10 protein-coding genes are annotated in these 12113 nt (G+C 73.8%); 7 read left to right on the forward strand and 3 right to left on the reverse strand.

Annotated elements, in window-relative coordinates:
• Nucleotides 1–150: 150 nt before the first annotated feature.
• The 4 genes from ACRYR2_RS24470 to secA all read left to right on the forward strand — a co-directional run bounded on the left by ACRYR2_RS24470 (nt 151) and on the right by secA (nt 7473).
• Nucleotides 151–840, forward strand: a complete 690-nt coding sequence (locus tag ACRYR2_RS24470) for a response regulator (RefSeq protein ID WP_432565594.1) — start codon at nt 151–153, stop codon at nt 838–840.
• Between the two features lie 7 nt (nt 841–847).
• Nucleotides 848–2107 carry a winged helix-turn-helix domain-containing protein gene (locus ACRYR2_RS24475; RefSeq protein ID WP_432565596.1) on the forward strand — a complete coding sequence of 420 codons (1260 nt, stop codon included), beginning with the start codon at nt 848–850 and terminating at the stop codon, nt 2105–2107.
• Nucleotides 2108–2154: 47 nt separating this feature from the next.
• Nucleotides 2155–4719, forward strand: coding sequence for a putative bifunctional diguanylate cyclase/phosphodiesterase (locus tag ACRYR2_RS24480; RefSeq protein ID WP_432565598.1), 2565 nt, complete (start codon nt 2155–2157; stop codon nt 4717–4719).
• 69 nt (nt 4720–4788) lie between these two features.
• Nucleotides 4789–7473: a preprotein translocase subunit SecA gene (secA, locus tag ACRYR2_RS24485; protein ID WP_432565600.1), complete on the forward strand. Its 2685-nt coding sequence runs from the start codon at nt 4789–4791 to the stop codon at nt 7471–7473.
• Nucleotides 7474–7531: 58 nt separating this feature from the next.
• Here the strand turns inward: secA and ACRYR2_RS24490 are convergent, their stop codons facing one another.
• Together ACRYR2_RS24490 and ACRYR2_RS24495 are read right to left on the reverse strand one after the other, a co-directional pair.
• Nucleotides 7532–8059 (reverse strand): Rv3235 family protein, encoded by a 528-nt coding sequence (locus ACRYR2_RS24490; protein WP_432565602.1) that lies wholly within the window; start codon nt 8057–8059, stop codon nt 7532–7534.
• A gap of 51 nt (nt 8060–8110) precedes the next feature.
• Nucleotides 8111–8707, reverse strand: coding sequence for a LysM peptidoglycan-binding domain-containing protein (locus ACRYR2_RS24495; RefSeq protein ID WP_432565604.1), 597 nt, complete (start codon nt 8705–8707; stop codon nt 8111–8113).
• A gap of 154 nt (nt 8708–8861) precedes the next feature.
• On the opposite strand from ACRYR2_RS24495, the gene ACRYR2_RS24500 reads away from it, so the two are divergent.
• Entirely contained in the window at nt 8862–9395 is a 534-nt protein-coding gene (locus tag ACRYR2_RS24500; RefSeq protein WP_432565606.1) for a hypothetical protein, read from the forward strand.
• A gap of 19 nt (nt 9396–9414) precedes the next feature.
• Here ACRYR2_RS24500 and ACRYR2_RS24505 read toward each other — a convergent pair whose 3' ends face one another.
• Nucleotides 9415–9636: a helix-turn-helix transcriptional regulator gene (locus tag ACRYR2_RS24505; protein WP_432565608.1), complete on the reverse strand. Its 222-nt coding sequence runs from the start codon at nt 9634–9636 to the stop codon at nt 9415–9417.
• Between the two features lie 261 nt (nt 9637–9897).
• On the opposite strand from ACRYR2_RS24505, the gene ACRYR2_RS24510 reads away from it, so the two are divergent.
• Complete coding sequence (locus ACRYR2_RS24510) at nt 9898–10512, forward strand: hypothetical protein (RefSeq protein WP_432565610.1); 615 nt, start codon at nt 9898–9900, stop codon at nt 10510–10512.
• Nucleotides 10509–11774, forward strand: a complete 1266-nt coding sequence (locus ACRYR2_RS24515; protein ID WP_432565612.1) for an AAA family ATPase — start codon at nt 10509–10511, stop codon at nt 11772–11774. Before ACRYR2_RS24510 ends, ACRYR2_RS24515 begins: the two co-directional genes overlap by 4 nt.
• Nucleotides 11775–12113 lie beyond the last annotated feature (339 nt).

A 12113-nucleotide genomic window follows, 5' to 3' on the forward strand; every position in this document is an offset into this window, starting at 1 on the left:
CCCCCCCCCCCCCCCCCCCCCCCCCCCCCCCCCCCCCCCGCCCGCGGGGGCCGCCCCCCCCCCCCCCCCCCCCCCCCCCCCCCCCCCCCCCCCCCCCCCCCCCCCCCCCCCCCCCCCCCCCCCGGTGCCGTCCGTGCCAAGATCGTGCGTGTGAACGAGAAGGAGGGTCCGGGCGACGCGATCCGGGTCGTCGTCGTCGACGACCACTCGCTGTTCCGTCGCGGCCTGCAGATGGTGCTGTCCACCGAGGACGACATCGACGTCGTGGGGGAGGCCCCCGACGGGGCCGAAGCCGTCCGGCGCGTCGAGGAACTGCTGCCCGACGTCGTCCTCATGGACGTGTGGATGCCCCGGCGTTCCGGGATCGACGCCTGCGCCGAGATCAAGGCGCTCGCCCCCTCGACGAAGATCCTCATGCTCACCTCCTCCGAGGAGGAGGACGACCTGTTCGGCGCGGTGCGGGCCGGCGCCAACGGCTACCTGCTCAAGGACGTGCCGGCCGAGGAGGTCGCCGAAGCCATCCGCAGCGTGATGAGCGGTCAGTCGCTCATCACCCCGAAGATGGCCGGCCTGCTGCTCGGCGAGTTCAACGCCATGCGCCGGCGCGACGAGGAACGCAGCCTCGGCCTGCCCGGCACGCCGCGGCTGTCCCCGCGCGAGCTGGAGGTCCTGCGGCTGCTGGCCCGTGGCATGGCCAACCGCGAGATCGCCGGCACCCTGGGCATCAGCGAGAACACCGTCAAGAACCACGTCCGCAACATCCTCGAGAAGCTGCAGCTGCACTCGCGGATGGAGGCCGTCGTCTACGCCGTGCGGGAGAAGATCGTGGAACTGTCGTGAGGTCCCGATGACCGCCGCGGCGGTGCCCGTCGTGGAGGAGATCACGGCGCGGCAGGCCCGGCGGGCGGCGCTCGCCGCCCAGGGCTTCTCCCGGCAGCTGGGCCGGCGTGGCCCGGCGACGGTCACGGCGGCGCACGTGAACCGTGTGGTCGACCGGCTCGGCGTCGTCCAGATCGACAGCGTGAACGTGCTGTGCCGCGCCCACTACCTGCCCTTCTTCAGCCGGCTCGGCCCGTACGACACCGCCCTGGTCGACCGGGCGGCGCACCGCGGCCCGCGCCGGCTGGTGGAGTACTGGGCGCACGAGGCCAGCTACGTCCCACCCGCCACCCACCGCCTGCTGCGGTGGCGGATGGACCGCGCCGCCCACGACGCCTGGGGCAGCGTGCGCAGCATCGCGCACGAACGGCCCGACCTGCTCGAGGCCGTCCTGGGCCACGTCGGGGCCCACGGACCGCTCACCGCCCGCCGGCTCGAGGCCGACCTGGCCCCCGACCACGCTCGCTCCAGCGAGCACTGGGGCTGGAACTGGTCGGACGTCAAACGGGCCAGCGAGCACCTGTTCTTCGCCGGGCGCCTGTCGGCCGCCGGTCGCACCTCGCAGTTCGAGCGCCGCTACGACCTCACCGAACGGGTCCTGCCGCCGGCCGTGCACACCGCGCCCGACCCCGAGCCGGCCGACGCCGTGCGCGAACTGGTCCGCATCGCCGCCCGCGCGACCGGTGTGGCCACCGAACCCAGCCTGCGCGACTACTTCCGCCTCAAACCCGAGCAGTCGCGCCGGGCGGTGGCCGAACTCGTCGAGGCCGGTGAGCTCGAACCGGTCCGGGTCCGCGGCTGGGCCCCCCACCGGCCCGCCTACCGCTGGCCCGGGACCCCCGCGCCGCGCGTGCGGGCCAGGGCCCTGCTGACCCCGTTCGACCCGCTGATCTGGCACCGCGACCGCACCGAGGAGGTGTTCGGCGTCACGGTGCGGCTGGAGTTCTACGTGCCCAAGGACAAGCGCGTCCACGGCTACTACGTCCTGCCGTTCCTGCTGGGCGAGGACATCGTCGGTCGCGTCGACCTCAAGGCCGACAGGGCGGCCTCGAGGCTGCGGGTCGAGGCCGCCTGGGCCGAACCGGACGCCCCGGCGCACACCGCCGACGAGCTCGCCGCCGAACTGCGCGACCTGGCCGACTGGCAGGGGCTGGACGACGTCGTCGTCGCCGGGCGCGGCGACCTGGCCACCGCCCTGGCCGCGGCGCTCCGTCGTTCGGGTTGTTGATCGCCGCAGGTCTCAACATCGGCCGGCGCGCGACCGAAGCAGCGGACGTGGACGTCGCCGAACTCTCGCCCGACCAGGTCGGGCACGCCAGCACCCTGCTGGAGCACGTGCTGGCCGAGCTGAGCGCGGGCACGAGCGAACGGGACGTCCTGAACCGCGCCGCCGCCCTGGTCGCCGACCTCGTCGACGCCGACGTCGTCGCCGTGTGCGAGGGCGCGCACGTCCACGGCGGCGTCGGCCTGGGCCAGCGGTTCCTGCCCGAGCGCGGACTGGCCCGTGTCGTGCGCGACGGCGGCGGCTCCTTCGCGGTGCCCGGGCTGGGGCGCGTGCGCACCACGGTCGTCGAGGTCCCGGCCCTGTCCGGTGTCCACCTGGTCGTCGGCCGGGCCAGGGACACCCAGGCGCCCGAGGGGACGCTCGCGGCGGTCAGGCTCGTCGCCCGCGCCCTGGGCCTCGTCGTCCTGGGCCGGCACGGCCGCGAACGCGAACGCTGGCACCGGCAGCAGGGCGCCCGCGGCGCCGCCGAACGCAGCAGGCTGCAGCAGGCGCTGCGCCAGCGCGAGCAGGTCCTGACCACCTCCGTGCGGTTCCAGCGCGCCGTCTCCAGCCGCCGCCCGCTGCCCGAACTGCTCGTCCAGATCGCCTCCAGCTCCTCCGAGCTGATGGACCACCGTGCGGTCTCCCTGGTGCTGGCCGACCCGCGTTCGCAGATGCGGATGCGCGTGGTCGCCGCCGTCGGCGAGCCCGTGCTCGACCCCGAGCTGGTCCTGAGCGCCGCGAACAGCCTGGGCGGGTTCGGCGTCGCCGTCGGCGACGAGAGCACCCCGGCCGCGGCCGCCGTGCACATCAACGGGCGCAGCGTCGGGGCGCTCGTGCTCGACACCTCCGCCAGCGGTCCGCTGGACCCGGTCGGCGCGACCGTCCTGCGTGCCTTCGCCGAGCACGCGAGCATGGCCCTCAGCCACGCCGACACCGTCCGCGCGGTGGAGGCCGCCTCCTCGGACTCCCTGACGAGCCTGCCCAACCGCGCGACCCTGCTGCGCCAGCTGGAGGTCGCGCTGCGCGTCACCGAGTCCGACGGTCTGGGCACCGCCGTGCTGTTCGTCGACCTCAACGGGTTCAAGCAGGTCAACGACACGCTCGGGCACGCCGCCGGCGACGAGGTCCTGTCCCGCATCGCCCGTCGGCTGCGCCGCTGCCTGCGCGGCGACGACCTCGCGGCGCGGCTGGGGGGCGACGAGTTCGCCCTGCTGGTGCGCGACGTCGAGCCCGAACGCGCCGCCCAGCGCATCGCCGCCCGCGTGCAAGCCGACGTGGCGCAGCCGCTGGAGACCCACGGGACCACCGTCCGCGTCGGCGCCAGCATCGGCATCGCCATCGCCGAGGACGGTGTCGGCGCCGCGGAGCTGCTGCGCCGCGCCGACAGCGCGATGTACCGGGCCAAGGCGCAGTCGCACGCCGTCGGCGCGGGCGTCGCCGCCGGCACCGTGCCCGGGGCGGTCGTCGTGTTCGCCGCCGACATGCACGACGCCGACCGGCTGCGCCGCCAGCTGGAGCACGACCTGCTGCGCGCCCTCGCCGACGGCGAGTTCGAGCTGGCCTACCAGCCGATCGTCCGGCTCGCCGACGGCGCCGTGGTCGGTGCCGAGGCCCTGCTGCGCTGGCGGCACCGCACCCGTGGCCTGCTCGAACCCGGTGCCTTCCTGGCCGGCGCGGAGCGGTCACCGGCCGTGGCGGAGCTGTGGCGCTGGATCCTGCGCACCGCGTGCGCGCAGGCCGCGGCCTGGCGCCTGCAGGTCCCCGACCTGTCGGTCACGGTCAACCTGTCCGCCGCGCACGTCATGACCCGCGGTGCCGCCGACGACGTCCGCAGGGCGCTGACGGCTGCGGGTCTGGACCCGGCGGCCCTGGTGCTGGACGTGCCCGCCGACCTGCTCGGCGAGGACCCCGACGTGCTCGCCGCGCGGTTGAAGAAGCTGCGCGCGACCGGTGCCCGGATCCTGCTCGACGACTTCGCGACGCTCGAACCGGGCGTGGGCGGGGTGCTGGTCAACCACTCCCTGGCGCCGCTGCGCCAGCTGCCCGTCGACGGGGTGAAGCTGGACCGCACGCTCATCGCCGAGATCGACGGCGGTGCGGACGGCGGCGACGGGGCGGACGCGCTGGCCGCGGTCCGGACGCTGTGCGAGCTCGGCGCCGCCCTGGACCTCGGGGTCGTGGCCGAGGGCGTCGAGCGCACCGACCAGGTCCTGCTGCTGCAGGAGGCCGGGTGCTCGGTGGCCCAGGGCGTCCTCCTCGGTGCGCCCCGGTCGGTCGCCGAGCTCGGCTCGGAGCTGACCGCCGGCGAGTTCGGGCCGGTCGAGCCGATGGCCGCGGTGCCGGCGCTGGCCGACCTCGTCGAGTTCGAGGAGCCGGTGGACGCCGAGACGCCCGAGGGGCAGGAGCCGCTGGACGCCGCACAGCTCTTCGCCCGCGAGTTCGGGCCGGTCGGCATCCCGCGCGACGGGGCGATCGCCGTGCCCGCGCCGGCGGGTCCCACCGGTCCGGTGCCGGTCCCGATCAGCGGTGTGCGACCCACGGATGTGCGACGGATCCTCGATCGGTCGCGCTGAGCCACGACAGCCCTCCGTAGGGTCACCGTCACGTACCTGCCGTGCGCGTTGCGCCGCTAGAGTGATGGCGTGCCAGCGATCGTCGAAAAGGTCCTCCGCGCCGGCGAGGGCCGCGTGGTCAAGCGCCTGCACCGCATCGCGGAGCAGGTGAACGCCCTCGAGCCCGACTTCGAGGGGATGACCGATGCGGAGCTGCGCGGCGAGACCGACCGCTTCAAGGAGCGTCTGGCCGGGGGCGAGACCCTCGACGACCTGCTGCCGGAAGCCTTCGCGGTGGTCCGGGAGGCGGCCCGGCGGACGCTGGGGCAGCGGCACTTCGACGTCCAGCTCATGGGTGGGGCGGCCCTGCACCAGGGCAACATCGCCGAGATGCGCACCGGGGAGGGCAAGACCCTCGTCGCGACGCTGCCGGCCTACCTCAACGCCCTCACGGGCAAGGGCGTGCACGTCGTCACGGTCAACGACTTCCTGGCCGAGTACCAGAGCGACCTCATGGGCCGCGTGTACCGCTTCCTGGGGCTGACCAGCTCCTGCATCCTGTCCCGCATGCGTCCCGACGAGCGGCGCGAGGCCTACGCGGCCGACATCACCTACGGCACGAACAACGAGTTCGGCTTCGACTACCTGCGCGACAACATGGCGTGGAGCACCACCGAGATGGTGCAGCGCGGCCACCACTTCGCGATCATCGACGAGGTCGACTCGATCCTCATCGACGAGGCGCGCACCCCGTTGATCATCTCCGGCCCCTCCGACGCGCCGACCAAGTGGTACACCGAGTTCGCCAAGATCGTCCGTCGCCTGAAGGTCGACGTCGACTACGAGGTGGACGAGAAGAAGCGCACCATCGGGATCCTCGAGGCCGGCATCGAGAAGGTCGAGGACCTGCTCGGCATCGAGAACCTCTACGAGAGCGTGAACACCCCGCTCATCGGGTTCCTCAACAACGCGGTGAAGGCCAAGGAGCTGTTCAAGCGCGACAAGGACTACGTCGTGTCGCCGAACAACGAGGTCCTCATCGTCGACGAGCACACCGGCCGCATCCTCGCCGGCCGCCGCTACAACGAGGGCATGCACCAGGCCATCGAGGCCAAGGAGGGCGTGCCGATCCAGAACGAGAACCAGACGCTCGCGACGATCACGCTGCAGAACTTCTTCCGCATGTACGACAAGCTCTCGGGGATGACCGGTACGGCCATGACCGAGGCCGCGGAGTTCCACCAGACCTACAAGCTGGGCGTCGTCCCGATCCCGACCAACCGGCCCGCCGTCCGCGTCGACCAGCCCGACCTGGTCTACAAGAACGAGCAGGCCAAGTTCGCCGCCGTCGTCGAGGACATCGCCGAGCACCACGCGACCGGTCAGCCCGTCCTGGTCGGCACGACCAGCGTCGAGAAGAGCGAGTACCTCTCGAACCTGCTCACCAAGGCCGGGGTCGAGCACACCGTCCTGAACGCCAAGCAGCACGAGCGCGAGGCCTCGATCGTCGCGCAGGCCGGCCGCAAGGGCGCCGTCACCGTGGCGACCAACATGGCCGGCCGCGGCACCGACATCATGCTCGGCGGCAACGCCGAGTTCCTCGCCGTCGCGGCGATGAAGGACAAGGGCCTGGACCCCGACGAGGCGCCCGAGGCGTACGAGGCGGCCTGGCCCGAGGTGCTCGAGCAGGCCAACGCCTCGGTCAAGGCCGAGCACGACGAGGTCCGCGACCTCGGCGGCCTGTACGTGCTGGGCACCGAACGCCACGAGTCGCGGCGCATCGACAACCAGCTGCGCGGCCGGTCGGGCCGGCAGGGCGACCCGGGGGAGTCCCGGTTCTACCTGTCGCTGACCGACGACCTCATGCGGTTGTTCAACGCGGCGCTGGTCGAGAGCTTCCTGACCCGCACCGGGATCCCCGAGGACGTCCCGATCGAGTCCAAGATGGTCTCGCGCGCCATCCAGAGCGCGCAGGGCCAGGTCGAGGGCCGCAACTTCGAGATCCGCAAGAACGTCCTGAAGTACGACGACGTCCTCAACCGCCAGCGCGAGGTCATCTACGCCGAGCGCAAGAAGGTGCTCGAGGGCGAGGACCTGCACGTGCAGATCCGCCACTTCATCGACGACGTCGTGACGGCCTACGTCAGCGAGGCGACGGCGCGCGGTTTCGGCGAGGACTGGAACCTCGAGGAGCTGTTCGAGGCGCTGCGCAGCCTGTACCCGGTCTCCATCACCCCGGAGGAGGTCGTCGAGGCCGCCGGTGGGCGCGGGAACCTCACGGTGGACCGGCTGATCGAGGAGATGCGCGGCGACGCCCAGGCCTGCTACGACGCGCGCGAGGAGGAGCTGGGCGAGACCGTGGTGCGCGACCTCGAACGCCGGGTCGTGCTGTCGGTGCTGGACCGCAAGTGGCGCGAGCACCTGTACGAGATGGACTACCTGCAGGAGGGCATCGGCCTGCGGGCGATGGCCCAGCGCGACCCGCTCGTGGAGTACCAGCGCGAGGGCTACCAGTTGTTCGGTGCGATGACCGACGCCATCAAGGAGGAGTCGGTCGGCTACCTGTTCTCGCTGCAGGTCCAGCCGGCCGCCCAGGCCGGTGCGACCACGCCGCCGCCCGGGTTCGGCGCCCCGGCGCGGCAGCAGCTGCAGTACTCGGCTCCGACCGCCGAGGGCGATGTCGAGGTGTCCGCCGGTGACAGCGCCGCGACGGAGGCCGTGACGGGCAACCGCGCCCAGCGGCGCGCCACCGAACGTCAGCAGCGCGAGGCCTGAACCCCCGGCTGCGCAGGACGGCCGGGCCACGGACGGCCCGGCCTGCCTGCTCCGCCGGTCAGCCCAGTTCGAGGGCGGTGACCCGCCACCGTTCGCCGGAGCGGTCGGTGCAGCGCTCGACGCGCAGCGCCACCGCCCGGAAGCGGTCGGTGTCGCGCAGGACACCGCCGACCTCGGCCACGCCTTCGCACGGGAACGACACCCGCAGCGACTTCACCCGGGCCGCCCGCACCTGCCCGCCGGTGCGGGCGCGCAACCGCGCCTGCAGCGCCGCCCGCCGCTGGACGGCGGCGTAGATGTCCGCGGTCGACCAGCGCAGCAGTTGCTGCGTCGGCCGCTGCCCGGTGAACACCTCCAGCAGCGTCACCAGGTACCGCGTCGTCCACGCGGTCACCTCGGGCAGCTCGGCCGGCGGCCGCATCCGGGGGTCGACCAGCTCGAGGTCGAGCACCCCCTGGTCCGGGCTCAGGTGGGTCCGTCCCGCCAGCTCCGGGCCGAAGGCGTCCTCCTCGTCGACGTAGGGCGGCAGTCCGTACGGCAGGGGTGAGAGCCGGTACTGCTCGACCGCCACGGCGTTGATGGTCACGGGGTTCTCCTCGGGTGTTCTCGTCGGGCGGTGGGGTTGTCGGCGTTCGGGTCAGGGCAGGCGCAGGACCTGGCCGGGGAGCAGCAGGTCGGGGTCGTCGCCGATGACGTCGGCGTTGGCCGTGTACAGCCGGTGCTGCTCGGCGAAGACCTCCCCGCGGGTGGCGTCCGGGCCGCAGCGTGCCTCGGCCAGCGACCAGAGGCTGTCCCCGCGGTGGACCACGAGTTCCCCCTCGCCGCTCGTCCTCTCGGGTGCCGGCGCGGCGGGAACGACGGGAGGCGGGTCGTGGTGGACGGCCGGCGCGGTCGTCCAGCCGGGTTCGACCGGGGCGCTGACCGCCCAGCCGACCTCGGGAACCGTCACGGCCGCACCGCGTTCGGCGGCGTTCGCCGACAACGCCGCCGAGCCGAGCAGCAGCCCGACGACCACGGCCACGACGCGCCGGACCACGGCCGGCACCCCGGGGGTGAGACGCACGGGCCGGCGGGGCGAGCGTCGCATCCGCAGCTCGTCGGCGACCGCGAGGACGACCGTCAGCGCGAGCCACAGCACGGTTCCCGCACCCCCGACGGCGCACACGGTGACGACGACGTCCGCCGGATCGGTGCCGGGAGAGGTGAACACGGCCGTCCACTGCGGTTCGTGCACGGTGGTGCCTCCTGGGGCCGTTCGATGCCGTTTGGTGCGATTTGGTGTCGCATGTCTATCCGGGACCTGTGCGCAGAACCAGCGACTCGGACGTGATGCGCCCGATCGGAAGGCATCGGCTGACGGACGGTGATCCCCTCCGTACGGTGGGCGGGTGCGCTGGGACGACCTCTTCGACGACCTCGCGGGTCAGATCGAGCACGCCGGACGCATGGACCGCGCCGAGGAGGTGGCCGACCGGATCCGCCGGGAGGAGGCGACGGTCGGGCTCGTCGACCGCGTGCGAGCGGCGACGTCGCCCCTGACCTTCGTCCTGCGCGACGGTTCGGCCCTCGCCGGGACGCCGGTGGACGCCGGCCCGGGCTGGGTCCTCCTCGTCGAGGCGGTCACGGGTCGCCAGGTGCTGGTACCGACCGAGGCCGTCGCGGCAGTGCGTGGTCTGCCGCCGCACAGCGCGGCGCCGCTGGGCGTGGTGGCGGCCCGGCGGACGTTCCTGGTGGCGCTGCGCGCGCTGGCGGGCGCGAGCGCGCGGGTGACGGTCCGGACGACGGCGTCCGACCTGCACGGTGCGCTGGGGAGGGTGGGCGCCGACCACGTCGACGTCCGCGTCGAGGGGGCCGCGCCCGAGGGGACGGCAGTGCAGACGGTTCCGTTCGGGGCCGTCCTGGTGGTGCTCGAGCGCGGCTGAGCCGTCGCCGCCCCGGAGCTCAGTCGGTGAGCTGGGTGTGCTCGGCGAGCACGCTCTCGCGGGTCTGGGCGTACATCCGCTGGATGTAGTCCTCCAGCTCGGACTCCTCCACGCGCCACTGCCCGCGACCACCGACCTTGATGGCCCGCAGCTCACCCGTACGGACCAGCGCGTAGGCCTGCGCGGAGGAGATCGCGAGCGTCTCGGCGACGTCCGCGAGCGGGAGGAAGCGGGCTGGCACGGTCGGTCTCCTGGCCTGTCGGGTGCACGGTCGGGTCTCGCGCTGACCGGTGTCGGCATCCTGCCACGGCGTCACCCCCGGGCATCTGCCATTCGGGTGGCCTGTGGACGACGCCGGCTCCCGAGCCGCCCGGACCCGCACCATGGCTGTCGACCACGGCTCCAGGGGGACCGTGCCGACCTGGCAGGAGGAGCAGTGCGGACAGCGGTACGACCGGTGCGTGGCCGGGACGTGCAGACGGGGGCGACGGCGTCACGGCGGGTGAGCGCCCCCTCGTGGCGGGACCCGCGCCTGCTCCTGGGCATCGCCCTGGTGCTGGGCAGCGTCGTGCTCGGTGCCCGCGTCGTCGGGCAGGCCTCCGACACCGTCGGGGTCTACGCCCTGACCCGCTCCGTGGGGGCGGGGCAGCCGGTCACCGCGGCGGACCTGCGGGTGGTCCAGGTCCGGCTCGACGACGCGACCCTGAGGACCTACGTCGCCGCCGGGGCCGACCTGTCGGCCGGAGCGGTCGCGCTGCGCGGCCTGGGCGGTGGCGAACTGCTCCCGCTGTCGTCGGTGGGACGGGTCGGCGACCTGACCGCCCGGCCGGTGACCGTGCCGCTCGGGGGGAACGTGCCGCAGGGAGTGGCGGTGGGTGCCCTGGTGGACGTCTGGGTCGTGCCGGCGACGGAGGTCGGGACCGACGCGGGTGATCCCGTGCGCTTGGTGGAGGCCGCCGAGGTGTCGGCCGTCGTGGAGGGTGGCGGCGCGCTGGGCACCGGCCGGGGTGCCGACGTGCAGGTCGTGGTCCCCGAGGGCGCCATGCCCACCGTCCTGCAGGCGGTCTCGGCCGACGACGACCTGGTGCTGGTGCCCGTTCCGGGCGGGCGGTCGTGACCCTGCCGGTCGTCGTGGCCATCCCGGGCCCCGACGAGGCCCGGTTGCTGGCCGGCTGGGAACCGCTGCGGCGCGAGGTCGTCGTCGTGCGCCGCTGCGCGGACGTGGCCGACGTCCTCGCCGCGGCCGGGGCGGGACTGGCCCGGGTCGTCGTCCTGGGCGCCGATCTCCCCGGGTGCGACACCGAGACGGTGGCGTCCCTGCAGCGGTGGCGGGTGGGACTGCTCGTCCTGCTGCCGGCCGGGCCGGACGGGGAGCAGGCCGAACGACGGTGGCGCTCGCTGGGTGTCACGCGGTTCGCCGTCGCCGGGCGCCCGGCCTCCGAACTGGCCCGCGAGGTCGCCCTGGCCGTGGTCGACGACAACGGGCCGACGCCCGAGGCCGTGGAGGACTCCGTGGCCGAGCCCGTGTCCTCGGGGCGGGGCCGGACGCTGGCGGTCTGGGGACCGCACGGCTCGTGCGGACGGACGACGATCGCTGTCAACGTGGCCGCGGAGCTCGCGGTGAGCGGGAACTCGGTGCTCGTGGTGGACGCCGACACCCGGGGGGCCGCCGTCGGTCAGGCGCTGGGGATGCTGGACGAGGCGCCCGGCCTGCTGGCTGCGGTGCGCTCCGCCGCCGACGGCCGGCTGGACGCCGCCGCTCTGCAGCGGCACCTGGCGGTCGCGGCACCGGACCTGGCCGTCCTGACGGGAGCGAGCGAGCCGGCCCGGTGGAGCGAGGTGCGGCCGGCGGCGTTCCGCCGCGTCCTGGAGATCGGCTCGCTGGTGCACGACTGGACCGTGGTCGACCTGCCCGGGGGGCTGGACGACCTCGGGCAGGAGGGTGGCCGGGACGCGGTGACGGCCACGGCGGCCGAGGCCGCCGACGTCGTCCTGGTCGTCGGGACGGCGGACCCCGTGGGGTTGCAGCGGTTCGTCCGCGCGTGGTCGCGGCTGCCGGAACTGGCTCCGGAGGCGTTCGTCGTGCCGGTCGTCAACCGGGTGCGGAGCAGTGCGGTGGGTACCCCCGCGGTCCGTCGCACGACCTCGTTGCTGCGCCGCCTGGCGGGCGTCGAGGACGTCGTGGCACTGCCGGACGACGTCGCCGCGGACACCGCGCTGCTGGCCGGGCGGACCCTTCCCGAGCACGCGGCGCGCAGCCCGTTGCGTCGTGCCCTGCGCGACCTCGCGGGTCGCGTCGAGGTGGTCGCCGACGCTCCGGAGGACCTCGGGGGGCCGGACGGGACCCGCAGATTTGACCCGCTGCTGGCCCGCAGTTAACGTAGTTGTCACACCCCAGCGGGGAGGAACGGACGGGAAGCCGGCCGGTCTCCGCGAGGGGGAGGGAACGTCTCCCGAAATCATCTCAAGGCTCCGAGCACTCAGGTGCGACCGGTGGCTGCCGATGAAGACGGAGCGTCCTGAGCGGGCCCGAAGGTCCGGTAAGCTGGACGAAGTCCGCAGACGAGAAGCCGCGAAAGCGGCGGACAGTCGTGCGTCCGGTTCTTGAGAACTCAACAGTGTGCCAAAAATGTTGATGCCATATGTATCAACCCCCGATGGCTCGCCGGCCTGTGTGCTGGTGGGTTGGGGATTCCTTTGGGATTGACCCCCGCTTCG

Origin of the sequence: Kineococcus deserti, from assembly GCF_050871945.1 — a bacterium.
Lineage (GTDB): Bacteria > Actinomycetota > Actinomycetes > Actinomycetales > Kineococcaceae > Kineococcus.

Excerpts from the sequence above, each read along its gene's own strand:
- ACRYR2_RS24475 (WP_432565596.1), top strand. The coding sequence starts at position 848 with ATGACCGCCGCGGCGGTGCCCGTCGTGGAGGAGATCACGGCGCGGCAG.